The sequence below is a fragment of the Clostridium isatidis genome (assembly GCF_002285495.1).
Taxonomy (GTDB): Bacteria; Bacillota; Clostridia; order Clostridiales; family Clostridiaceae; genus Clostridium; species Clostridium isatidis.
On the sequence record NZ_CP016786.1, the window covers coordinates 1,684,368 to 1,709,994 of the forward strand.

Here is a 25,627-nt window from a genome sequence, read left to right on the forward strand (position 1 = left end):
TAAGCTTATTTAGTTTGATTATTAATAACCTGAATTATTTTATTGCCAGCAGCTTCGTCTGTAACTAACACAGCATTCTTATTATTCATCATCGCAGCCATAATTGCTTCAACTTTGCTTTCACCTGCTGCTACTGCAATATGAGTATTAATTTTTTTTGCTTCATTTATATTAATACCAATTGATGTATTTTCTGAAACTACTTCAGAATTTTTATTAAAATAACATCCAAAAGCTTCTCCTACAGCTCCAAGTGATTTTAATTTATTTATTTCTTCTTCAGAAACATCTCTTTTCTTTGCCATAGTTATTGCATTACCTATACCATAAATTAAGATATCGGCATTATGGATATCATCTATAACTTCTCTTATTTCCTTTTCCTTTAATAAAGTATCAAGAAGTTCTAAACTTAGATTTTCTGGTATATGAAGTAGTTTATAAGAACCTTTTATCTTTTTTGCTAAAGATGCAGCCAAGGTACTGGCTTGAGTTTCAACTTTTCTTCCCATACCTCCTCTTGCAGGAACTACAAGAATATTTGAAACATTATTTATTTGTGGAAATGCTTCTACAAACTCTCTGATAGTATTCCCTCCAGTTAAAGCAATTATATCATTATCCTTAATTATTTTTTTTAAATAATTTGCTGTTGCTTTACCTAGGTCTTTTAATATTCCATCATCAGTTTCTACATTTCCAGGAACAATAATTACATCTCTAAGCCCAAGAAAGGTTTTAATTATATGTTCTTTGTCTGCTAGTCCCCTAAGACTATGAACGAAATCCTTAAGCTTATCTACTATTTCAGCTCCTTCTTCAGTAACGGTCATCCCTGGAGTATTTATTTCTATTAAATTTTGGGCCTTTAGAAAATTTATTTCATTTCTAACTGCTCTTTCTCCAAGCTTTAGCTCATTAGCTAACACACGTCTTCCTATTGGCTGATTATAGTATATAGCTCTAAGAATAGAATATCTTTTTTCCAGGACTTCTACAAGTTCAGGAACTATTTTTTTCTCCAAGGATAATATTTCCTGCACTTCTTACCCTCCTTTGGTCTTAAAAGGTCCCATATAAAATCTATATGTCCCACGATTATTATTATAAAACACTTCACCTAAATTTTAAAGTATTTTCTTAATATTTGTTAAATTTTTTTCATTTTTTATCTAGAAGAAGTTTATTTATGACATTATTCCATAATTTCACTTAAAAATTCATTCTATTCTTTTTCTTTTGCTAGAGGATTTTATATTCATTTCTTCCCTATATTTAGCAACAGTTCTTCTAGATATATTTAAATTTCTTTTCTTTAATTCTGTACATATTTGCTCATCTGACAGTGGTTTCCTCTTATCTTCATTATCTATAATTTCTTTAATTATATTTTTTATATTTATTACTGCTACATCTCCACCTTCAGCAGTATTTTTACTTATTCCATTTGAAAATAAATCTTTTATTCTTAATGTTCCCTTATTAGTAAGAATATATTTATCTTTTATTGCCCTGCTTACTGTTGATTCATGAATATTGAGATCCTCTGCTATTTCTTTTAGTGTCATTGGCTTTAAGAATTTTTGTCCCTTATCAAAGTATTCTTTTTGCTTTTCTACTATATTTTCTAATATTTTTAATAAAGTGCTCTTTCTTTGTTCTATGCATTTAATTAAAAAGACAGCACTATTTAACTTTTCTTTTACATAGTTTTTCATATAAATATCTTGTTCATTATTCAATATATTTTTATAAATTTTACTGATTGATAGCTTAGGCAATACATTTTCATTCATTATTACAAAATACTGTCCGTCAATTTTTCTTATTTCTGCATCAGGAATAATAAACTTTACTTCTTCACCAGTATAAAAGCCTCTTGATGGTTTGGGTTCTAATTTTTTTATAATATCACCTAAATCTTGTGCTTCCTTTGGAGTAATTTTTAAGATTTTGGCAATTAAATTAAACTTATTTTCTGCAATAAGATTTAAATGATTATTTATTATTATTTCTAATTTTTCATTTAACATTCCCATTTTTCTAAGTTGTATTTTCAAACATTCACTTAAATTTCTAGCCCCTATTCCATAGGGTTCTAAATCTTGAAGAATTTCTAAAGCTTCCCTTCCCAAAGCAGAAGATATTTTTAATTCTTTGCATATATCTTCTAAAGGTATGTCCAAATATCCTCTATTATCTAAGTTTTCTATAAAGTATGATACAATAGATTTTTTATATTCATCTTCATCTATTTCAACTAATTGTTCTTGCAGGTATTCAGTTAAAGATTCTTTTTTACAAATAAAATTAAAAGGAGAAACATCCTCCTCTTTATCTTTAAATTCACTATAGTTGTAATAACCATAGTTATCAGATTCTAAGTATTTTATTATTTCTTTATAATTGATTTTATCTACATAACTATTGCTATCTTGAATAAAATCAAAATTTTCTTCTAAAATAGGATTTTCAGCAAATTCATTTTCTATATATTCTCTTAAATCATAAGTTGACATTTGTAATATCTTTATTGATTGCTGCATTTGTTGGGTCATAACTAGTTTTTGCTCTTGAACCATATTTAGGCTAAAATCTAACTTCATATTGCCCACCTCATTCTTCTTAGATACACTTACCATATTAATAATTTATTATTCCCAATATTAGTATATAACCTCAGAAAACGTTTTACAAGTAAATCTTATACCAAAACTTTACAGTGTGGAGTTTGAAGTGCTGAGTTAGGAGTGTGGAGTTTGGAGTGCTGAGTTTGGAGTTTGGAGTTAAAAAAGCTGATTAATACCTTCCTAATATTAATCAGCTTTTGTACTTTGCTATTTTTAATTTGATAAAAAGAATAATCCACATGCACCTTTTCCAGAATGTATTCCTACAGCACATCCAGGTGTTGTCTCTATATATCTTACATTATTATTATCTAAATATTTTTTTAATTCAGCTTTTATTTCTGGACTTTCTATTTCAATTAGCATAACCGGTTCCTCTTTATTAGGATTGCTTGATTCATAATCGCTAATTATCTTCTTAATTGCTTTCTTGCTTCCTCTAGCCTTATCTTTTACACCCATCATGCCATCTTTAAAGCCTAGAATTACTTTTATTCCTAATACTGTTCCTATTGCACCAGCAGCCTTAGAAATTCTTCCACCTCTAACTATATTATCTAAAGACTCAAAACATAAGGATGCATTCATTTTAGGAATTAATCTTTCTATTATCTCTTTAATTTCTTCTGCAGTATAGCCCTTATCTCTTAATTCACAAGCTTTTAAGACAAAAAATCCTTGAGCTGATGTTATAACTTGACTATCTATTAAAATTATATCATCTGAAGCAATCATGTCCTTAGCTATACATGCTGAATTGTATGTTCCGCTCATACCTGATGACATTAAAACCGCAACAATTCTATATCCTTGATCTAGATATTCTCTGAATTTTTCTTCAAATCTTGCAGGTGTAATTTGAGCAGTTGTTGGAAGGATACCTTCCTTTTCTATTTTTTCTTGCATATCATTAATATTTATTTCTTCTCTATCTAAGTAACTCTCATCACCAAAATTTATTAAAACTGGCATAACTTCTATATCATTTTTTTGTATTAGTTCTTCTGGAATATCAAGACAACTATCAGTAATTATTTTTATTTTTTCCATTCCTCTTCCCCCTAAATTTTCTTACTTCATTTTAGGAAAATCCATTTGTCTTAGTGCCTCATAAGCCACAATCGCCACAGTATTAGAAAGATTTAAACTTCTAGTACTTGTTTCTATTAAAGGTACCCTTATTCCTTCGTGTCTTAAATGAACTTCTTCTGGAACTCCGGAGGTTTCCCTTCCAAACATTATAAAATCCCCTTCTTTAAAAGATACTTCATGATAAGACTTTCCAGCATGAGTTGTTGCTAAATAAATTCTTTCATTTCCATATTTCTTTAAAAAATCCTCATAGCTTTCGTGTACTTCAATATTTAAATCTGCCCAGTAATCTAATCCTGCTCTTTTTACTGCTTTATCATCTATACTAAAGCCAAGGGGCTTAATTAGATGCAGTTTTGAGTTTGTTAATACACAAGTCCTTGCTATATTTCCTGTATTTGATGGTATTTCTGGTTGATATAAAACTATATTTAAATTCACTTTTGTTTGCCTCCTGTAAAGGTGCTAACGCACAATAAAAAATTTAATTCTATTTTATATATTTCACATTAAAAGGGCTGTTGAGGCAGCCCTATTATAACTATATAAAGAATCATACTATATCTATTTATTTAAGTCAAAGGCTAAAGAATTATTTTACATTTATTTAATTAAAATTTTAACTAATTCTATTTAATAAATTTATCTAATGCCTTTGCTACTCCATCATCTACATTGGTAGAAGTTATGTAATCTGCAATTTCCTTAAGGGGCTCAATAGCATTACCCATGGCAACTCCTAATCCTGCATACTCAATCATTGATAAATCATTTTCATTGTCACCTATAGCCATAATCTCTTCTCTTTTTATTCCATAGTATTCTGCTAAAGCCTTAACTGCAGTACCTTTTGATACTCCCTTATTACCTATTTCTACACTTCTTGAACCTGAGCCGAAATAAACAATTCCTTCTATATCTTTTAATTTTTCTTTTAATTTAGCTATTTTTTCAGGTTTAATTGAAAAAGCAATACACTTTGTTATTTGATTATGATTTTTTTCAAAAAATTCTTTCCATTTCTTCTTATCTTTAATTACATGATAATTTATTTTAAGATTTTCATATCCAACTTGTTTGGTCATGTATATTTTTGTGCCTACTTCAGTTATTATACTGCTTGAATAAATCCCTCCAAGAGTATAAAAATGAAAAAATACCTTCATTTCATATAATAAATCAATTAATTTTAGACATTCATTTAGACTTATAGTATTTTCATATATTACTTTATTAGTTATCTTATCCCTTACTATTGCACCATTTGCAGCAATAACTGGGGAATTTACTCCTAAAAAGTTTGAAAAATACTCTGCGTTATTATATATTCTTCCAGTAGTAACTACAATTTGAATTCCTTTATCATGAACTCTTTTTATTGAATTTTTATTTACAGTAGATATTTTTTTCCCTTTCCCAAGCAAAGTTCCATCCATATCAATACAAACCATCTTGTAACTCATAAAAGACTCCTTCAATTTGTTCTATAATATATATATAATATCATCTAAAAAGGTCTTCGACAATAAATTTAACATTTCTATAATTAATGATATCTATATTTTTACCAATATTACTTTTATAATGTTATTATTATAAAATATTAATGAAAATTCATTTCTATCATTTAATTATAAGGCTGTTTTAAAATTTAATTTCTTAAGACAAAACTTATAATTAAACAAATAAATAAAAAAGGCAGTTATTATCACACACATAGTTACCCATAATACAGAATAAATACTTTGAAATGGATTATAACTAACAGCACTTGAAATATTGTTATACCACCATGCCTGATTATTTGCTTTAAAAAAAGAAGATTGGAGATCAATCTTCTTTTTTGTAATTAATAGTTAATAGTTTTAAATTTTGATTTTCAGCCCTGAAAATCCTTCTTAACTGTGCATTTTGAATTATTATTTTTATAACTGTACGCTGCTTCTTACTGGAGATGTTTCTCCATCATAATCAAAAGCCTCAATTGAAATTATTCTTCTATTATTTACTGGAGCTGGTAATTGTGAAACATTAATTCTAAAACTTGTATCTTTCTCTGTTACAGTACCAATCCAAGATCCATTTTGGAATATATTATATCCAAGAAGGTCAACATCTGGATTCTTATCCCAATAAACTATTAAAGTATCACCACTAATAAATGCATTTAGACCGCTTACTTGCCTTGGCTGCCTTAAGTAATCTATATTATCAGGTCCCCAGTTTGCATCAACGGGATTTGATACACCAGCTACTGTTGCTGATTCACTATACTGCCAAATTCTCCAACGTGTCCAGCCTCCCACATCTGGTGGAAATGGTGGATTTGATGGAATTGCTGTGTACATAGCTATCCATAAAGGCATTGTTTTAAGAGGTTGAGTTCCTTTAGAAGTTGTAAAGTTATTATATAATTCTACAAAGAAAACACCTGTATATAACATTAACCTTCTTCTTGTTCTTCTTTCAAATCTTTCTTTAAATCTAAGTACCCAATTAATTAATGTATCTGTATTCATCTTTGGCTCTATTGGTGTTTCAATATCTAATACTGGGAATAAATCTCCATAATTTCTTGCACCAAAGCCTTCCTGCAATATATTTATAAAATCATCACATTGAGAATCTGCAGTATTTAAATCATAGGAAGGTACACCATAATGGTATGCTCCAACAGGTATTCCAAAGTTTCTTGCTTGCCTTGCAAATTCAAGGAATTTTCTATCAACTCTAAATCTGCCTGTGGCTGATCCCGAAGCTCTTAAATACAAAAAGTCTATAGTTCTTGCTAGTGTTGTGAAGTTTACATCTTGTGTGTACTCATTAATATCTATTCCAAATCTACTATTTGGGTTTCTATTTTGCATTTTTCCTCCAAGAAAATAATAATCTCTTTATTAATTTATTAAATAGAACCCTAATTGTTACTATTATTTGTATTCAAATAATTTTAACTTCACATAAAAATTTATATCATTATTTTCACATTCAGCCCAAATTTCACCTTCATGTAATTCAACAATATTTTTTGCTATTGCTAAACCAAGGCCGCTGCCCTTTACATTAGAGTTTCTTGCTTCATCAACTCTATAAAATCTATCAAATATCTTACTTAGCTTTTCCTTTGAAATATTTTCACCTTTATTATTAACCTTAATAATAACATGATTTGCTTTTTCATAAGTTAATATACTAATTTTTCCTGGTTTAAAGGAATATTTAATTGCATTAGATAATAGATTTTCGAAAACTCTAACCATCTTACTAGGATCTATATCAACTAAGGAGTTACTGTCTTGAAATTTAGTTTCGATTTCTAAATTATTTTCTTCAAAAACATAAATATATTCTTCTATAATTTGAGATAAGAATTCAACAATGTTTACTTTTCTTGTCTCTAAAGTAACTGCTCTATTACTTAGCTTTGTATATTCAAATAAATCTTCAATTAGATTTTTAAGTTGAGTTGATTTGTTAAAAGCTATATTTAAATAATCCTTCATTACTTTTTCATTTTCGTATTTCCCCTCTTTTATAAGTCCTATATATCCCATTATAGAGGTTAAGGGAGTTCTTAAATCGTGAGAAACATTTGTTATTAATTCATTTTTTGTTCTTTCAGACCTTCTTTCTGCTTCTATTCTTCTTTGAACTTCTTCAGCCATATTATTAATATTTTCAGCTAAATTTTTAATTTCATCTTTTCCCTTTGTCTCTATTCTATAAGATAAATCTCCACTTGAAATTATTCTAAGTCCAGATTCAATTTCTTCAATGTACTTCATCTTTTTATTTGTTATAATAATGAAAATTGCTATAAATATTATGACTGATAAAAATAAAGCTAGAAAGGAATTTGTATTTACATAATATTCATAGGTAATATAAGGGGTCGGTATTTCATAATAAAAAAGATATAATCTATCTTCCCCTATTTTTAAAGGATATAAGAATACCTTCTCACTTGAATAATCTTCTTGTTTATTTACCTTATTAATTACACTATAAATATCTATTTTATCGTGAACATCACCATTAACCTTAAATTTAATGGTTCCATCTAAATCAGTAATATAAATTTTTGTATTCCCATTATTATATTCATTTAAAATAGAGAATATTTTATCCTTTTCTTCTATGCTTTTTATTTCTTCATCAAAATCTCCATTTAATCTTTGAGACAAATACAAAGCATTTTGCCTGATTTCTTCTATATTGTACTCTATATTACTTATAGTCTCATCTTTAGCCAGCATCCTATTAGCAAAGCTGTAAAATATACTTGATATCAAAAAACAAATTCCAAAGACTACAACAAGCTCAAATCTTATACTTTCTTCTATTTTAGAATATATTAATAAGATTATATTTCTTAATCTTAATCCAAGGGGTGAATTAAAAAACTTTTTGCTTATCTTTAAAAATAATCTAAAAGGCCAAGTAAAAATACTCTTACGCTTTTTTTCTTCCTTTTTACTTATCAATTTTGTAGCCTACCCCCCAAACAGTTTTTATAAACTTTGGATTTCTAGAATCATCTTCTATTTTTTCTCTAATCTTTCTTATATGAACCATTACAGTATTGTCTGACTGCATAAATTCCTGCTTCCAAACACTATTATATATATTTTCTATGCTAAAAACCTTTCCCCTATTTTTAGCTAGTAAAACAAGTATATCAAATTCTGTTGGAGTTAATTTAATTTCTATTCCATCTTTAAAGACCTCATGAGTTTCTAGATTAATTACAAGGTCCTCAATTTCTAGACTATCAATTTTATTTTCTTTGTTAGTGTCATTTTTTTGACTATTATTAAATCTCTTATATCTTCTAAGCTGGGATTTAACTCTTGCCACAAGTTCAAGAGGATTGAAGGGCTTTGTTAAATAATCATCTGCACCAGTATTTAAACCTAATATTTTATCAATATCCTGAGACTTTGCCGAAAGCATTATTATAGGCATTTCTCTTTCTTCTCTTATTTTTAAGCAGGCTTCTATACCATTTAGCTTTGGCATCATAATATCTAAAATGATTAAATCAACCTCATTTTTTTTAAGTATTTCTAAGGCTTCTTCTCCATCTTCAGCTTTTAAAGTTTTGTATCCCTCTCCCTTTAAATAGATATCTATTAATTCCCTTATTTCCTTTTCATCATCAACAATTAAAATAACTTCTTCCTTCAAAATAAACACCTCAACTATACATAATAATTTTAATATACCATAAAATTATTAATGTGTTCTAATTTATAATTTATTTTAATCTCTAGACCTTAATATTAATAAATATAAATTCTTAAAAATACCTTAATATTAATAAAAAAGAACTGTCAAAGACAGCTCATGATATTTATGTTTAATCAATTATTCCTTTGATAGCACCACTGTTCCATAATCAACAATTATTATTCTATGACCTGGTTTTAATGGAGCAACCTTAAATTTTTCAGAATTTGGTTCCAATCTTATTGACTGAACTACAGCATTATTTTCATCAACAACAGTAAAATAAACAATTTCTTTCTCAGAAGTATTTTGAACAAAATTTATTTCCTCTAAAGGAATAATAAAATCGCCTACTCTATACACTCCTTCAGTTAATGGCTGTACAAGATTATCGCTAAATGCACTAATTACATTACAAGATAATAATAAAAAAATAAATAAAGTGCTTATAAGCTTTTTCATATTAATTCACCTCTAAATTAATTAAATCTTTTAAAATGTTTGTACTATATTAAATAATTTTATCTAGATAAAAAGGCCTCACCGTCACCTAATATTACAAGCTTATAACTAGGTTTTAATTCTGTTAACAAGAATTTCCCAGAGCCTGGTTTCATTATTATTGATTCAATTGCAGCTCTATTATCATCTAAAAGAGAAAAAAAAACGGTGTTATTAGGTGAAATATTCTGTATAAATTTTACGTCTCCTAATGCATTAATTATATCTCCTACATTGTATACCCCTTCTGTTAATACATTGCTAGTAATTTGAGGTGCCTTTGCTATATTAAAATTAAAAGATAAACAAATCATAATTGCAGAAATTATTTTTTTCATTATAACTACCACCTTTCCTAATTATTATGTATTTATAATTTTTTAATTATACACAAATAATTTTTGGCTGATTTTTAAAAATATTAATTTAAAAAAACTACCCTTGCTCATAAACAAGGGTAGTTTTTTATTTCATTGATGTTTTTATTATTAAATCTATAAATTCTGAGTAACTTATTCCCTTTTCTCCTGCACTTTGCGGGAAAAGACTTGTTGAAGTCATTCCTGGTAAAGTATTTACTTCTAATACATAAGGAACTCCTTCTTCTGTTAGTATCATATCTATTCTTGCATATACTGAACATTTTAAAGCCTTATAGGTTTCTAAGGCCATCTTTTTTACTTCCTCATATATCTTTTCTTCTAATTGAATTGGATAATGCTGAGCACCATTTGCTGAATATTTTTGCTCATAATCATAAAAATCTGTATTTGATTTAATTGCAAGAATCGGGAATAATTCATTATTAAATACTGGACAAGTAATTTCATCACCTTTAATAAATTCTTCAATTAAAACTTCCTTATCCCATTTAAGCCCCTCTAATACAGCAGCTTCAACGTCTTCTTTTTTGTATATTTTAAAAGTTGCAACACTAGAACCTCCATTAGTAGGCTTTACGAAAACTGGATATCCCATTTCTTCTATTGCTTCATAATCTATTTCTTCTACAGAACTAACATTTATCCATTTTGCAGTTCTAATACCTTTAGCTTTTAAAACAGTTTTAGTTAAATCTTTATCCATACATAATGCACTACTTAAAGGACCACAACCTGAATATGGTATATCTAAAGTTTGTAATACTGACTGAACTGTTCCATCTTCTCCAAACTTCCCATGTAATGCAAGCAGAGCAAAATCTAATCCCTTTACTTTCTCAATTACGTCTTCTTTTTTGTCTATTACAACAGGCACAACTTCATACTTCTCTTTATTTATATGCTCCATAATGGATTTTCCACTATTAAGGGATACTTCTCTTTCAGAAGATATTCCCCCCATCAATACTCCAACTTTCATTATAGTCCTCCACTAATTAAACTTATTTTTAATAATATATTTTTAATCAATAAAAAAATTACCTGCTCTTATTATATTTCCTAACTGATTAGATTAAAAGTATCAGTTTATATAATTTTACACACACCAGATTGCAAAAGATTGTAAACAATTTTTTGCAATTCACTTTACACTGTAACCTAATAAAAAGTGCTAGGCACTTTTTATTTTTTAATGGTTTCTTTATAATATTTACAATATTGTGTAAGTCTACATTGTGAGCATTTAGGTTTTCTTGCTATACAACAGTACCTTCCATGAAATATAAGCAAATGATGTGCTAAAGACCACTCTTTCTTTGGAAGTTCCTTGCGAAGCTGCATTTCTGTTTCTAAAACATTGTCTGAATTGGCAAGACCTAATCTATTGGAAACTCTAAATACATGGGTATCTACAGCAATAGATGGAACTCCAAAGGCATTTGATAAAACAACATTAGCTGTTTTTCTTCCTGCCCCAGCTAGAGAAGTAATTCCTTCCATAGTCCTTGGAACTTCTCCATTATACTTCTCCTTTAACTGCTGACACATCATTATTATATTTTTAGCTTTATTTCTATAAAGACCTATTTGCTTTATTTTGCTTTCCAGCTCTTCCACTGTTAAAGTTAAAAAGGCATCTAAATCAGGGTATTCCTTAAATAATGTTTCTGTTACTTCATTTACCTTTTTATCAGTAGTTTGAGCCGAGAGTATTGTTGCAACTAACAATTGAAATGGAGATTCATGATTAAGCTCACATTTTGCATCTGGATAATCCTCTTTTAGAATTTCTAATATTTCTTTAGTTCTTTTTTTCATAAAATCACCCTATTTATAAACTCCTCTATATTCTTCTGGAAGCAAGTTAGCAATTGACTTCATAATATAATTCATACATCTTTCATCATAATCATGCTTATCTTCATCTTTATTTTTTGCAGGCAATGATATAGGTTCACCAATCTTTATATTTACATCAGCATAATTAAATTTTTCTCCACCCATATCACCATCTTTAGCTATAGGGAGTAATTTCTCTGTTCCTGTCATCCCCATAGGAATTATTGCTGCCTTTGTCAGCCTTGCTATTAGAAGGATGCCTTTCTTTCCTTCAATCATTGCTCCTGTTCTGCTTCTAGTTCCTTCAGGGAAGATAACTAAGTTTTCTCCACTTTTTACAAGCTTAACAATACTTGTAATAGCTTCTTTATCTGCTGAATTGGGCTTAATATTAATAGTTTTTACCATTTTTACTCCAAGATTAGTTATAGGATCATTGCTTAGTTTTATTCCTGCAACAAAGGTTGGATCATACTTTTCTTTTAACAGCTTATTTAATACTAAGCCATCAGAATTACTTAAATGGTTGCATATAAATATTTTAGCTCCCTCTGCCTTATCTATATTTTCTAAGCCTTCTATTTTTATGTTAGCGTATTTTTTTAAATATCTATTTACAATAATTTTTGTAATTTTAAGTATTAATGCTTCTGGCATCATATTTACTACTTTAACGAATGTTGGTGATAACATACATATCCCCCTTTTTTAATTCCTATATGTAACAATTATATTTCATTATTTTTTAAAAGTCTATTGATATACCCTTTTAAATATGGTGAATCTGACTTTATTTTACTTATATCTTTATTCCTGCTTAACCTTATTATAGCATTCCTTTTTAAGACATTTTTTCCTCTCCAGCCACAGGAAGTTTTTAAGAAACTTTCCTTAAAGCCACTATTGCCTATAGCTGCTAATTCTTCAGTATTATCACTATTCATAAAATCATAAGGATAGAATTCTTTTATAGGTGAATATGCTATATTCTCATTATAAGGACAAGGTTTTTGACAGCTGTCGCATCCAAAAACTCTTCCATCTAATAATTTTATATGCTTATCTTCAAGCTCCTTTTTTTGAGTAAGATAAGATAAACATATATTACTATTTTTTCTATAAGGATTAATAGCTTTAGTCGGACATTTTTTATAACAATTTGTACATTCACCGCATTCTTCAAATTTTTCAATATCTTTAAAGCTTCTTTTTTCATCACTTTCTATTTCTAAATCTGTAATTATTTCTCCTAAAAATACAAAGGATCCGTACTTCTTAGTAATAATCAAATTATTTTTTCCTATAAAGCCTACTCCAGCCAAATATGCTATATATCTTTCAGGTAAAAAATTATTATCAACAAAAGCTGCTGCTTTTCCACCTAAACTTTCTATATATTCACATATCTTGCCTAAATAACTTTTAACAACTTTATGATAATCCATTCCCCTTGTATATACAGAAAAACCATTATCATAATATTCCACATCATGAAGATAAGGGAAAGCTATAGAAATAATAGTCTTTCCCTCCTCCATATATAGAAATGGATTTATTCTTTTTTCTATATCATCTTCTTCAAACTCATTTTGAAGACCTTTAGCTTTTCTTTCTAACAGATAATCTTTCATTTCAATAAATTTTCTACACTTTATAAAGCCTAAAGTGTCAAGACCTAATGAATTACAAAAATTTATTATATCTTCTTTTATCATATTAACCTCTATATAGTCATATTATTATATATTGTTTTAACTTTTCCGTTCTCATCAATTACTTCAATTATTTCACTTTTGCTTCTAACTATATTTCTTCCTGCACATCCAACAACTGTTCCGTTTTCAGGAACTTCCTTTAATACAACAGTATTTGCTCCAACCTTTGATCCTTTTCTTAATATTATTGGTCCAAGAATTTTAGCGCCAGCTCCGATGATTACATCATCTTCTACAGTTGGATGCCTTTTTCCTTTTTCTTTGCCCGTTCCTCCTAAGGTTACACCATGATATATTGTTACATTATCACCAATTTCAGAAGTTTCTCCAATTACAACCCCCATACCATGATCTATAAATAAACCTCTTCCTATTTTAGCACCCGGGTGAATTTCTATACCTGTAAAAAATCTTGCTAATTGAGATATTAATCTTGCTAAAAAGAAGCATCTATGCTCATGTAAGAAATGAGCAATTCTATAAGCTAAAAGAGCATGAACAGATGGATATAATAAAAATACTTCAAGCTTATTTCTTGCTGCTGGGTCAACCTCAAGTATTCTGTTTAAATCATACATTAAATTTTTAAACATATCATTCCCCCTTAATTTTAATCAAAAATTCCCATAGAAATATATTTTTCTCCACCATCAGGTGCAATTACTAAAACCTTTTTTCCTTTTCCCAATTCCTTAGCTACTTTTAATGCTGTATAAATTACAGCACCTGAAGATATTCCAACCAAAACTCCTTCTTTTTCAGCAAAGATCTTTGTAAACCTTAATGCATCTTCATCTGATACTGTTCTTATTTCATCTACAACTTTATCATCATATATCTCTGGAACAAAACCTGAACCTAAACCTTGAATTTTATGAGCTCCTGCCCTTCCTCCGCTTAAAACTGGCGAATTTTCTGGTTCAACTGCAATAACTTTAAGGTTATTTATCTTCTCCTTAAGCTTTTTCCCTACACCAGTAACTGTTCCTCCTGTTCCAACTCCTGCAATAAAAACATCTATATCCTTTAAATCTAAATAAATTTCTTCAGCTGTCGTTTCAAAGTGTTTTTCTGGATTAGCTAAATTTTCAAATTGCTGTGGCATAAAATAGCCATCTTTTTTTGCAAGCTCATTAGCCATTTTTATTGATCCATTCATTCCTAGAGCACCATCTGTTAATATTAATTCTGCCCCATAAGCCTTAATTAAATCACGTCTTTCTTTACTCATGCTGTCCGGCATAATAATTACTACCTTATATCCCTTAAGCTTTCCAATCATTGCAAGGGCAATTCCCATATTTCCACTTGTCGGCTCTACTATTGTTGACCCAGCTTTTAATAAACCTTCCTTTTCAGCTCTTTCAATCATACCTAATGCCGCTCTATCCTTTACACTACCGCCTGGATTAAATTTTTCTAATTTTACATAAACTTCTGCGGAATCCTCTTCTACTAAGTTATTCAATTTTAGAATAGGTGTGTTTCCTATTAACTCTAAAGCTCCATTATATATCATAACTTCCTCCTTATGAATTTTAAGAGAAGATATTAAAAAACTTCATCCCTCAAATATAGAGATGAAGTTAAAATTTCCTATCTCATCTTTTTTTTCCACATAGGGTACAATACCTCATCTATTAAATCAACGCTGTTTACTGTTCCTATCAGCTTATTCTCCTCATCGACAACTGGTATTGATAACAAATCATATTTAGCAATTTTCTCTATCGCCTCTTTAATATCAACATCATACCTTATGGTATCGATATTTTCTTCCATAATATCTATAATTTTTACATCATCTTTATTTAGAATTAAATCTCCTGGATTAATTGCACCTAGAACTCTTTCTTCTTCATCTGTTATATATATTCTATATAATTCATCCTCTTCAACATCTTCTAATTCTCTAAGAATATCTAATATTTCCCCTACAGTTATATCCAAGTTAAATGAAATATAGTCAGTACTCATTATACTACCCACAGTTTCTTCTTTATAACTTAAAAGTTCTTTAACTTCTTCTGCATCTTCCTTCTCTAAGTTAATAAGTATTTTTTCTCTTTCGTCATCATTTAACTCATCTAGTACATCTGCTATTTCATCATTTGGCATATTTTCAAGAAGTTCAGCTGCCTTTGTTTCACTAAGTTCCTTAATAATTGTACCTTTATATTCTGGTTCAATTTGTTCTAAAGTATCTGCAGCTAAATCTTCATCTAAAGCTTCAATAATTTGTTTTCTAGAAATTGTATCTAAGTTTTCTAAAATATCTGCTAGATCTGCTGGGTGAAGTGTTGATAACTTTTTATAAGGTACTGATATTTGAAGGTTATTTTTATTAACCATTTCTAAAGATTCAACATCATCCCACATTAGAACTCTATCGTCATATTCTTTTCTTAGAAGCTTATAAATAAATTTACCCAGCCTTTCACAATTTAATCTTCTAAATCTTGCGTGAGGACCGGTTTCAACTGCTATTACCCTATACTCTCCTGCAATTTCAGCAATTCTTAAATCATCAACTCTTACCACTCTTTTTCCGTTAATATCTACGATCTTTTTATCAAGTAAATTTTCTGATAAAAGATAAGAGTATGTTCTTGGTAGTATTTCCTTACTTCCTCTTGTAACTATCTTTACCTTATTATCCTGTTGATAAAAATTAATACTACGGAACTCATAGTGAAAAGTTGAACCATCTCTTTTTACCTTATATCCAATGACTCTTGGATAGCCTTCATCAGTAGTAACATAAATGTCCTTAAGTTCTCCTAATACTTCATCGAACTCATCGTACATTTTCTTTCCTAAAATAGTAGTATATAGGAATACTGATAGTTTCTTCATATCTACTCCTCCTTTTTTTAGGGGAGCAGACTATTTTCCTAGGCATAATTATAATAAAGCCGCATCCCCTAAAAGCTTATTCAATTTTAACTTATCCAGCTGAGGGACACCCTCCATTTTAATTTCACCCCTTGAATCTATAAATATTTATTTATCAATTCTCTCCACTAATATATTATATTAAAGTAATATTAAAAGGCAACATTTTTCACGAAAAAAATATGCCCTGCCAAAGGCTGAGCATATTTTCTATAAAATGTAAAACATTCCTCATTGTGCATTAATTAAAGGTATTAATTGCTCTAAGCAAAATGAAAAGCACTAACCCTTCACCTATTATTGGATAAGGATATAACATTATACCACCTAAATGTAATATATATTCAACTAAATAAAGCATTAGAGCCATTAACAAAAATCTTATACCTATCCTATTGCTATAAGGTTTATCATGGTTAATTAAAGTATATATAAAAGATGATGCAATAATTATAAGATATATTAAATTAGGTACTATTCCATCTGTAATAAGTATTATATAACCAAAAGATGAATCAACCTTGATATTAAAGAAATAATTACTTATTATGAATAAATAAACAATCCCAAAGATTGCAACAAATATATACATATGACTAAACTTTATTTTTTCATTTCTTAAATAAATATATAAAGATACAATAATAGCTAAAGGTATACTAAAGTAGTTTATATAATGAAAATACTTCAAATAATACATAAACTGTTGCTTTTCTATAAAAAAGCTGATTAGTAACACGCAATATTTAAGAATTAATGGCAGCAATAATATAGATATATATTTTTTTATTTTCTTAGGTGATAATGTTAAATTACTTTTACCTATATAAAAAACAAATATTAATAAAAATAACAGAAAGCATAGATAGCTAAATTCTAACAATTATTACTCCTACTCAAAACTTGTTTCTAATTATATTTATTACTACAATTTCCTATTTATTCTTCTTTTTCTTTCATACCTAAAACTTTTAAAGCTCTTCTTTTACATTTAATGCTTAATGGAAAATCTGGTCCTTTCTCACCATCTATATCAGTTAAAATTCCTTCTTCACATTCAATATAAAGTTCATCTGTTTTAAAATATATTACATTATCTGAATCTAAGTGTTCTCCCCTTAATACTTTTACAAATAGAGGAATTAACTCCATTATTGATACAGCCTTAAATATAATTACATCTAACTTTCCATCTGTAGCATCTGCTCTTGTTGCTAACTTAAAATTACCGGCTGTCTGCCCATTAAATACAAGCATAAAATACATATAACCTTCATATTCCATCTCTTTAGATTTTATTTTTATATATAATTTTCTAAAGTTAGGAAGTTCCTCTAAGCCTTTAAGATAATATGCAAGCTTACCAATTGTATTTTTTAAATTAATATCTGTCTTTTGAGATACATCTGTAAATAAGCCTGTACTTGCTACATTAACAAAATACTTCTCATTAATACAGCCTAAGTCAACAGCAGTTACCTCTGAAGATAATATTTGCCTGCAGGCTGCTTCTATGTTAGAAGGCATTCCTAAAAATTTTCCAAAATCATTTGCTGTTCCTACTGGCAGGATTCCTATTGGTACTGAAACTCCAGCCTTAGTCATGGCATTAACAACATTATCTATAGTTCCATCTCCACCAGCAATTAAAATATAACTATAATTTACTTCCTTAAAATCCATAAAAGCTTCAATAACATCAGCTCCACTATCAATTCTATAAGGTACAACAGTATACCCTGCCTCTTGATGAAGCTTTATTACTAAATCTAAATTATCTAAAATTACATTTTCTCCTGCATAAGGATTATATATAAACTTTACCTTTTTCACTTTTTCCTCCTAATTTACTTAAATTATTAATATTTAATAGTTCAAATACATAAATTGATATATAATAGTATAATACTATATTTACCAGATAAATCAAATTAACAATTAGTCAAATAAATATTAATTTTAATTGAATTTTTTTTTAATTTCTGTATTATATTATATTTTTTAAAATTGTATGTTATAATATTGATTTGATAATACATTATTAAGAAGAATAAGCTTAATAATAAAACCAGGAGTGATTTTATGAAAAGAAGTTTTATTCCTAATATTTTTACTTTTACAAACTTATCCTGTGGTATAATGTCATTAATTAATGCTTTTGATAGGAATTATTTATTTTCTTGTTTATTTATATTATTCGCAGGAATCGTGGACAGGTATGATGGAAGAATAGCTAGAAAATTAAACGTAACTAGTGAAATAGGCAAGGAATTAGACTCCTTAGCTGATTTAGTTTCCTTTGGAGTTGCTCCATCGATACTTATGTTTATTATCTATAATTTTTCTGATTTAGGTCCTTTAGGCATTATCGGTTTTACATGCTTACTACTATTGCCTATTTGTGGTGCTTATAGATTGGCTAAATATAATATATCCAACTTTGATGGAGTTTATACTGGCGTTCCTATTACTATTGTAGGGTGCTTTATGGCATTATTTGTATTATGCACTGTAAATAAAAATATTTCTGAATGGATACCAACGATTCTTATTTTTATTGGATCCTACCTAATGGTCTCTAAATTTAAATTCAAAAAACTTTAGTAGTCCATAGCTATTAAAGTTATAATCTAGAAATATAGATAAAAATAATTTACAATAAAAAGACATGTCTTCAAATTTATTTTGGGACATGTCTTTCTATTGTATAAAAATATAATATAAGTTTTCAAGCTGCTGAAAATCACTAATCATTATTACCTTCTCTGTTAGTAAAGTTAAGCTCTTCATTAATTTCTGTTAATATTATTTGCTCACTAGTATTTTTCTCAATAAATTGCTTCCTAATTTTACAGTATTCTATATATGAATTACTACATTCACCTAAAGCACTTATCACTTCATCAATAACTTTTCCAAGGGCATTTGCCCTATCTATAGCTTCTTTTACCTTTGACTTTTTGGCTTCCGAAGTGTTATTTAGTTCATTTGCCCCTCCAATTAATAACCTATATGAATTTACCATACCTGTTAGTAAATTATTTAAATTATTAACCTCATTATAATTTTCTTTAATTAAATGCTTATATTTCAATGCATCACCCCATTAGGATTAAATATAGTTATTTATATATATTGTCATTTTTCTTTGAATATACCTTGTCAGCCTTTCTATCCATGAAGTCTAAATTGTAAGCTTTAATATTTTCTCTTATTTCATTTTCTATTCCTAAAATTACTTCATCAATTAATCTTTCCATTCTTTCATATCCTTCTCTAGGGCAATCTAAAAATTCTAAACTTCCCTCATATAATCTTCTTAATTTATTAGAGAAATATTTAACCATCTCTTCTAATTCTGTATCTGAAATTTCTCTGTCCATATTTGCAATTAAATCATTATATTCTTCATATATTTCTTTAACTTTTCTTAAATTAGAATTAATAGCAGCTACATAATTAGTTTGCGTAATAGTACATCCTTCCTCTTCTAATTCTCTAATAATTGCTATTAAAGAATCTACATATCTAACTAGATAATACTGTAATCCCATATCTTCAACATTTATGATTTCTTCATGTATGATTTCTTCTGATGGTTTAATTTCAATATATTGTACGTCTTCTTCAAGATCACTTCTAAAGGCAGATCTTGAATACCAGTTTTCTCCCTTTTCTTCTTTTCCTTCTATGTTAGTTGGACTAAAATCCTCAAAAAAATTATTAGCAAAAATAATTGGTACAATAAATTTTTCTGGTATTGAAATATACATATCCTTCTCCTTTAAACAATTGATATTACAATTATATTCATAATTTATCTATACTAATTTATGCTCGTTTCAAAAAAAAGTGCAAACACTTTCCAATTGACATTGGACAATTGTCAATTATGGACAGCTTATAAGCCAACATAAAAAAATAAAAAAGAAGATTGATACAATCTTCTTTTTTTATAGGAGCTCAAATTTAATTGATAACAATATTATTGTTTTCATCACAGATAATTTCTACTTCTCTATTTTCCTTAGTTCTAGTTACAAGACTTATTTTTCCTTTAAAAAGACCTTGAATATATCTCATAGTTTCTTTAGCATAAGAAAGTTCTAACTCTCTACCATCAAAAACATGTTCTAGTTTTAATTCTTTATTTACTTTATTATATTCTACTATTTTTATCAAAGGAATAGATGCTACTCCACATGTATTTGAAAGCTCGTCCCTAATAGATTGCCATCCACTTTCATCAGCTACTTCTTCTACAATATATTCAAAATTCTTCTTTCCATATTTGTATAAATTCAATTCTTGACATAATTCTTGAGTAAGATATCTTCTATAAAAGGAACTATCTCGCTCTAATTTTCTAACCTCAAATATTTTTGCTCTTCCATATCTTTTTTCTATATCTTCAAAGATTTTAAAACCTATATAATAAGGATTTAAAGATCCTGTTGTTGGTGCAACAACATCATTATGACGCCTTATAAATTCCAAATATAATTCTGTATCTAAGTCAAGTTCCTTTAAAATATTATAATGCCAATAGCTTGCCCACCCCTCATTCATCACCTTAGTTTCTATTTGAGGAATAAAATATTCCGTTTCTCTTTTTACTATTCTTAGTATATTTTTTTCCCATTCCTCTAATTCACTATGCTTAATTAAAAAGCCTATTAGATCTTCTGATGAATTTTCTTCTTTAAAGCCTGCTACCCTTGGTATTTGATATCTTATTGAATGGGCAGCATCTAAAACTCTTTCAACCTTTTCATACCCTATATCAGGATTATCTATATAACTTTTTATTATATCTGCATCCAACTTAAACATCGAAATTACTTCTTTTGCCTTTGTAGCTTCCACAAATAATCTATTGTTTTTAAAAAAGTCATTATGACCATAAACATGAGCCATAGTCAAAATCTGCATAAGTAAGGTATTTTCTCTCATTAGATATGCTAAACAGGGATTTGAATTTATAACCATCTCATAGGGAAGTCCTGTTAAATTTAAAGAATAAAGAGTTTTATTTTTATCATAAGCCTTTCCATAACTCCAATGAGGATATTTTGAAGGCATCCCAATATAAGCTTCATAGCCAAGCATTTCATTATAATCAATTATCTCGAATTCTTGAGGGTAGAAATCAAGACCAAATTCTATTGCTTTATTTTCTATTATTTCATTCCATTTTATTAAATCTTGAATGTTATAGTCCATTTCTACTCCTCCTTTAATTCTTTAGATAACATAATTTTTATACCTTCCCATAAATCCCTTTTTTCTTTTATTAATATTGGAATAAAATTTTTATCTTTTATTTCATTATTAAACCTAAAATACATTGTTGTTGAATAGGTTGAAGGTAAAAGCTCAGCATAACCAAACATATTACTTATTTTACAAAGTTCTTTCAAGGCTTTAATAGCTCTTTCATTATCTTCACTCCAGTTATCTCCATCACTGCCATAGATAGTATAAATATTCCACTTTTCCTTTGGATATTTTTCCTCTATTAAATCTAAAGCTGCATTTAATCCACTTGAGATATAGGTTCCTCCGGATTCTGATTTATGGAAAAACTCATATTCATTTACCACCTTTGCAATTGTCGTATGAGAAATAAACTCAAAGGCTACATTATTGTATTTTTTTCTTATAAATCTGGATAATATATAAAACAAGGATCGCGCTAAATATTTTTTTGTACTATCCATGGAACCTGAAACATCCATAATAAAAATCATTACCGCATTACTATCTTTTCTTGGCTTTTTCCTGACTTTATAGTATCTAAGGTCTTCTTCTTTAAAAGGAAATCTCTCAATTTCAACATCTAGACCAGCTTCCTTCAATGCTCTTTTCTGGCCCTGTTTTCTAGTAATTTTAGATATCACAGTTTTTTTCTTTGCAAGTCTTGGTCTTATTCCATATCTTTGATATCCTCTTTTCTTACCTGTACTTTCTGTTAATATATCTGAGTACTTTTTTTTATCAAGGTTAGGGAGTTCTAAATCTTCTGTAATATATTCCATAAGCTCTTCTAAAGTAATTTCTGTTTCATAAATGTCATCTCCCTTAGCTGTACCTGCACTATTACTTCCCTTTTTATTACCACTTTTCTTCGTATCAGAAAGCTTATCTCCCTTTTTTTCTTCTCCAGAGCCAATAGCTACGCCCTTATTATTTTTTCCATAGATAAATTGATATTCTTTGATACCTCTAATTGGTATTTTAAATTTTTTATTCTTACTTTCAGCAATTATACTTTCTTCAGATAAAATTTCACTTAAATTTTCTTTAATTGATTTTTCAACAAGCTGTCTATGGCGCCTTCTATCAGCAATAGATCTATCATGCTGAATATTATTATCTAAACTATCTCTAAAAATCGCCATACTATCAATCCTTCCAAAGGTTGTTTGCAGCATATTTCAAGATTATTTCGCAGCAATGCGGACAATATCCTTTATTCTGCATTTCTTGAAGCATAGCATGATATTTATCATTTTGCTCTTTACTTCTTACTCTAGCCTTTGTTATTATCCTCGAAAGATCCTTAACAGAAGACAATAATTTCTTTTCTACTGCTTCTTTTAAAGGCTCATAGGAAGTGTATTCAATCTTTTCCCCATTTCTAATAAGATAAAACATATAGGATGTAACATCTGCCCTAAAGCCCTTTGCAGAGTTTTCAGAAATTCCTATTTGCTCTTCTATACTTCTCATAAAATCTTCATCAGGATTTAATTCTTCACCAGTAGTAGGATCTTTTACTTTACTCTTATTAATATAGGCTTCTGCATTATCTATATAATTATTAAACAAACTATCTGCTTGTTCTTTATAAGAGTGAATAAAGGCCTTTAAAATTTCTTTTTCTAAGATTTTATTATATTCCTTACGTATAGTATCTTGAATTAACTCTAGATATTTCTTTTTCTCTTCAACAGATGTATCCATTTCTTTAACTGATTTTGTAAGACTTTCTAACATATTAAGAGGATTTAGGCAGTTATATTCTGAAGTTGTAATTGCATTATCAATAGCTTTTATTATAAATCTTGTGCTTATTCCCTTCATTCCTTCATAGCTGCCAGCTTCTTCTCTTAACTCATTAATATCAATTCTCTTTGTTGTTCCTTTTTCAACTATTTCCTCACCATTATATATTCTAAGCTTCTTAATTGGATCCACTTTATTTGAAGGAGAAATTCTAGATAGTATAGCAAACATAGCTGCAACTTCCATAGTGTGAGGAGCTATATGAGCTTTAAATTTACTCTTATTTAATATCTTTTTATAAATCTTGACTTCTTCATCAAGTTCTAAGCAGTAAGGAACTTCAATTTTTACAATTCTATCTAATATAGCTTCATTGGTATGATCTGATTTAAACTTATTCCATTCTGCTTCATTAGAGTGAGCTATTATAAGTCCATCAAAGTAAAGCATAGCCCCTTTACCTGGAGAAGGTATTGATTTTTCTTGAGTAGCAGTAATTATAGTATGAAGATATTCTACATCATTCTTAAATACTTCTATAAATTCAACTAAGCCTCTATTTCCTACATTAAAAGCCCCATTTAAGGAGAAAATTCTTGGATCATCTTCTGGATATAAGTCCATTTTAGATATGTCTATTGAGCCTGTTAAAATTGAAGTATCTTGATTATTTGGATCTACTGGAGGAACAACGCCAATTCCTCTTCTCGATCTTATAGAAAACTCCTTAGTTTCAACTGGAAATCTCTCATATTCTCCATTATATTCATTTAACAGTCTATATCGGCAAATTGGACATAGATCTCCTTCAATTTCTACTCCTAAAATTTCCTCAAATTTAGATCTTAAATGTCTTGGTACTAAATGCAGTGGTTCTTCATGCATAGGACATCCCTTAAGAGCATACATAGGCTCAGATTCAACTAAGGCTTTTTTTAATGCTTCAACTATAGAGGACTTTCCAGCTCCAACTGGTCCAACTAAATATAATACCTGCCTAGCTTCTTCTCCCTTCATAGAAGCTGAATATAAATAATTTACTATCTTCATTAAAACTTTATCTATTCCAAAAAAATCATCTTTAAAAAAACCATATTTCTTTATTATTTCATTACCATGTATTCTTCTGATTCTTGAATTTTCCTCCGGCCTTAGTATTTCAACACCTTTACTTATAATCAAATCATAGATTCTTTTATGTGAAAGTTTTGCTATATCAGGGTTCTCCTTTACTTTTTCTAAATAATCTAAAAATGTTCCTTCAAATTTTTCCTTATTTCTACTTTCTCTATCGCTTTTGATAAATTCTTCAAAGTTCATTTACTCCCCCCCTTTAATAAAATATATTCCTATTGTTGTGAGATTTATTACATTAATATATTTTTAATCATTGAAAAAGTGTCTGTAATTATAATCAACAATTTAACAAGCAAGTTAAATTAATAACTTTTATCAATTAGTATCAATTATCATTTATTGTGATATAATATTAGTATATAGAAATAAACATAAGTTTTTATAAAATACATTAATAGAAAAATAAATAGTTATTTTATATAAAAATATTAATAAGGAGGATTATTATGAACGGAATTGCTTGTATGTTAAATAAGAAGTGCAGGGAAGAAAAATCTAAAGAAATAGTTAAGAATATAAATTATGAACAAGAGTTTTACGAAGATATTTACGGAAAGAAAAATAGTAAGTAAAGCAAAAAAGCCTGTTTCCCCTTAATTAAGGTGAAACAGGCTTTTTTTATACTTATTCTATTATAAAGGGTTTATTTTGATTATCTATATGTTCTCCCCCTCCATGACTCATAACTCCTCCAAAAAGGGTATTAGAAGAAAATCTATATTTATAGTAATTAATATTATAAGATATATTCATTTTATTTGTATCAAAAACATCCTCATCAAAAGTTAATCCCTTTGATATTTCAAAAGCATATTTTCTTTCTTCATATGGAGCTAAATAAGGACTAAAGTCCTCATCACTTTTTCCACTATAATTTTCAAAAAATTTTCTTTCTTCCAAATCGTAACCTCTAAAATATAGTGAACTATTAGGCATTTTACATTCAAATTGCAAGAATATTTCATTAATAGAAGTATAATATTCAGTATTATTTTTTATACTAATTATAATTTTATATAAGTCTTCTTTTTCTTCAAAGTCTTTATATTCTATTGTAGGCCTAGCATTTTCAAATAGATAATCTGTTGATTGTATTAATAAAACTTTATCCTTTAAAATAACTTTAAAAGCTAAAACAATAAAAAAAACAGAAGTTAAAATTCCAAAACTAGTTTTAATAAATTTCTTATTCATCCTA

27 protein-coding genes are annotated in these 25,627 nt (G+C 28.2%); 2 read left to right on the forward strand and 25 right to left on the reverse strand.

Features of this window, described 5'->3' with window-relative positions; all coding sequences use genetic code 11:
• Window positions 1-5: 5 nt before the first annotated feature.
• The 19 genes from BEN51_RS07945 to BEN51_RS08035 form a co-directional block, all read right to left on the reverse strand.
• A complete protein-coding gene (locus BEN51_RS07945; protein WP_119865533.1) occupies window positions 6-1,043 on the reverse strand; it encodes a sugar-binding transcriptional regulator in 1,038 nt (345 codons plus the stop codon).
• 177 nt (window positions 1,044-1,220) lie between these two features.
• Window positions 1,221-2,606 (reverse strand): RNA polymerase factor sigma-54, encoded by a 1,386-nt coding sequence (gene rpoN, locus BEN51_RS07950; RefSeq protein ID WP_119865534.1) that lies wholly within the window; start codon window positions 2,604-2,606, stop codon window positions 1,221-1,223.
• A gap of 237 nt (window positions 2,607-2,843) precedes the next feature.
• Window positions 2,844-3,680 (reverse strand): DegV family protein, encoded by an 837-nt coding sequence (locus tag BEN51_RS07955; protein ID WP_119865535.1) that lies wholly within the window; start codon window positions 3,678-3,680, stop codon window positions 2,844-2,846.
• 21 nt (window positions 3,681-3,701) lie between these two features.
• The gene (locus tag BEN51_RS07960) at window positions 3,702-4,163 is read right to left on the reverse strand and encodes a tRNA (cytidine(34)-2'-O)-methyltransferase (protein WP_119865536.1); all 462 of its coding nucleotides are present in this window, start codon (window positions 4,161-4,163) and stop codon (window positions 3,702-3,704) included.
• Window positions 4,164-4,351: 188 nt separating this feature from the next.
• On the reverse strand, window positions 4,352-5,185 hold the full coding sequence (locus BEN51_RS07965) for an HAD family hydrolase (RefSeq protein ID WP_119865537.1): 834 nt from the start codon (window positions 5,183-5,185) through the stop codon (window positions 4,352-4,354).
• A gap of 462 nt (window positions 5,186-5,647) precedes the next feature.
• Window positions 5,648-6,589 (reverse strand): glycoside hydrolase family 25 protein, encoded by a 942-nt coding sequence (locus tag BEN51_RS07970; RefSeq protein WP_119865538.1) that lies wholly within the window; start codon window positions 6,587-6,589, stop codon window positions 5,648-5,650.
• 63 nt (window positions 6,590-6,652) lie between these two features.
• The gene (locus tag BEN51_RS07975; RefSeq protein ID WP_119865539.1) at window positions 6,653-8,206 is read right to left on the reverse strand and encodes a sensor histidine kinase; all 1,554 of its coding nucleotides are present in this window, start codon (window positions 8,204-8,206) and stop codon (window positions 6,653-6,655) included.
• A complete protein-coding gene (locus BEN51_RS07980; protein ID WP_119865540.1) occupies window positions 8,196-8,909 on the reverse strand; it encodes a response regulator transcription factor in 714 nt (237 codons plus the stop codon). The genes BEN51_RS07975 and BEN51_RS07980 overlap by 11 nt, the downstream gene beginning before the upstream one ends.
• A 180-nt stretch (window positions 8,910-9,089) precedes the next feature.
• Window positions 9,090-9,413: a hypothetical protein gene (locus tag BEN51_RS07985; protein ID WP_119865541.1), complete on the reverse strand. Its 324-nt coding sequence runs from the start codon at window positions 9,411-9,413 to the stop codon at window positions 9,090-9,092.
• Between the two features lie 59 nt (window positions 9,414-9,472).
• The gene (locus tag BEN51_RS07990; protein WP_119865542.1) at window positions 9,473-9,790 is read right to left on the reverse strand and encodes a hypothetical protein; all 318 of its coding nucleotides are present in this window, start codon (window positions 9,788-9,790) and stop codon (window positions 9,473-9,475) included.
• A gap of 127 nt (window positions 9,791-9,917) precedes the next feature.
• Window positions 9,918-10,814: a D-alanine--D-alanine ligase gene (locus tag BEN51_RS07995; protein ID WP_119865543.1), complete on the reverse strand. Its 897-nt coding sequence runs from the start codon at window positions 10,812-10,814 to the stop codon at window positions 9,918-9,920.
• 203 nt (window positions 10,815-11,017) lie between these two features.
• Entirely contained in the window at window positions 11,018-11,653 is a 636-nt protein-coding gene (gene nth, locus BEN51_RS08000; RefSeq protein ID WP_119865544.1) for an endonuclease III, read from the reverse strand.
• A 9-nt stretch (window positions 11,654-11,662) separates the two neighbouring features.
• Window positions 11,663-12,367 (reverse strand): lysophospholipid acyltransferase family protein, encoded by a 705-nt coding sequence (locus BEN51_RS08005; protein ID WP_119865545.1) that lies wholly within the window; start codon window positions 12,365-12,367, stop codon window positions 11,663-11,665.
• 35 nt (window positions 12,368-12,402) lie between these two features.
• Window positions 12,403-13,389 (reverse strand): tRNA epoxyqueuosine(34) reductase QueG, encoded by a 987-nt coding sequence (gene queG, locus BEN51_RS08010; protein ID WP_119865546.1) that lies wholly within the window; start codon window positions 13,387-13,389, stop codon window positions 12,403-12,405.
• Between the two features lie 8 nt (window positions 13,390-13,397).
• The gene (epsC, locus tag BEN51_RS08015) at window positions 13,398-13,982 is read right to left on the reverse strand and encodes a serine O-acetyltransferase EpsC (RefSeq protein ID WP_119865547.1); all 585 of its coding nucleotides are present in this window, start codon (window positions 13,980-13,982) and stop codon (window positions 13,398-13,400) included.
• Window positions 13,983-13,999: 17 nt separating this feature from the next.
• Entirely contained in the window at window positions 14,000-14,908 is a 909-nt protein-coding gene (gene cysK, locus BEN51_RS08020; RefSeq protein ID WP_119865548.1) for a cysteine synthase A, read from the reverse strand.
• Window positions 14,909-14,985: 77 nt separating this feature from the next.
• The gene (locus tag BEN51_RS08025) at window positions 14,986-16,245 is read right to left on the reverse strand and encodes a magnesium transporter (RefSeq protein ID WP_119865549.1); all 1,260 of its coding nucleotides are present in this window, start codon (window positions 16,243-16,245) and stop codon (window positions 14,986-14,988) included.
• Between the two features lie 280 nt (window positions 16,246-16,525).
• Window positions 16,526-16,975 carry a hypothetical protein gene (locus BEN51_RS08030; protein ID WP_236906194.1) on the reverse strand — a complete coding sequence of 150 codons (450 nt, stop codon included), beginning with the start codon at window positions 16,973-16,975 and terminating at the stop codon, window positions 16,526-16,528.
• A 248-nt stretch (window positions 16,976-17,223) separates the two neighbouring features.
• Window positions 17,224-18,117 carry a YegS/Rv2252/BmrU family lipid kinase gene (locus BEN51_RS08035; protein ID WP_119865551.1) on the reverse strand — a complete coding sequence of 298 codons (894 nt, stop codon included), beginning with the start codon at window positions 18,115-18,117 and terminating at the stop codon, window positions 17,224-17,226.
• A 249-nt stretch (window positions 18,118-18,366) separates the two neighbouring features.
• On the opposite strand from BEN51_RS08035, the gene pssA reads away from it, so the two are divergent.
• Complete coding sequence (pssA, locus tag BEN51_RS08040) at window positions 18,367-18,888, forward strand: CDP-diacylglycerol--serine O-phosphatidyltransferase (RefSeq protein WP_119865552.1); 522 nt, start codon at window positions 18,367-18,369, stop codon at window positions 18,886-18,888.
• A gap of 142 nt (window positions 18,889-19,030) precedes the next feature.
• On the opposite strand, the gene BEN51_RS08045 is transcribed toward pssA, so the two are convergent.
• From BEN51_RS08045 to BEN51_RS08065, 5 genes are all read right to left on the reverse strand, one after another.
• The gene (locus BEN51_RS08045) at window positions 19,031-19,378 is read right to left on the reverse strand and encodes a hypothetical protein (protein ID WP_119865553.1); all 348 of its coding nucleotides are present in this window, start codon (window positions 19,376-19,378) and stop codon (window positions 19,031-19,033) included.
• Window positions 19,379-19,406: 28 nt separating this feature from the next.
• On the reverse strand, window positions 19,407-20,057 hold the full coding sequence (locus tag BEN51_RS08050) for a hypothetical protein (RefSeq protein ID WP_119865554.1): 651 nt from the start codon (window positions 20,055-20,057) through the stop codon (window positions 19,407-19,409).
• A 196-nt stretch (window positions 20,058-20,253) separates the two neighbouring features.
• Entirely contained in the window at window positions 20,254-21,507 is a 1,254-nt protein-coding gene (locus BEN51_RS08055; protein WP_119865555.1) for a SpoVR family protein, read from the reverse strand.
• A 2-nt stretch (window positions 21,508-21,509) separates the two neighbouring features.
• A complete protein-coding gene (yhbH, locus tag BEN51_RS08060; protein WP_119865556.1) occupies window positions 21,510-22,685 on the reverse strand; it encodes a sporulation protein YhbH in 1,176 nt (391 codons plus the stop codon).
• A 4-nt stretch (window positions 22,686-22,689) separates the two neighbouring features.
• Window positions 22,690-24,612 (reverse strand): PrkA family serine protein kinase, encoded by a 1,923-nt coding sequence (locus BEN51_RS08065; RefSeq protein WP_119865557.1) that lies wholly within the window; start codon window positions 24,610-24,612, stop codon window positions 22,690-22,692.
• Window positions 24,613-24,875: 263 nt separating this feature from the next.
• Between BEN51_RS08065 and BEN51_RS14095 the strand changes: the two genes are divergently transcribed.
• Entirely contained in the window at window positions 24,876-25,001 is a 126-nt protein-coding gene (locus BEN51_RS14095) for a hypothetical protein (protein ID WP_257789681.1), read from the forward strand.
• 52 nt (window positions 25,002-25,053) lie between these two features.
• Here the strand turns inward: BEN51_RS14095 and BEN51_RS08070 are convergent, their stop codons facing one another.
• The gene (locus BEN51_RS08070) at window positions 25,054-25,623 is read right to left on the reverse strand and encodes a hypothetical protein (RefSeq protein WP_119865558.1); all 570 of its coding nucleotides are present in this window, start codon (window positions 25,621-25,623) and stop codon (window positions 25,054-25,056) included.
• Between the last annotated feature and the right edge of the window lie 4 nt (window positions 25,624-25,627).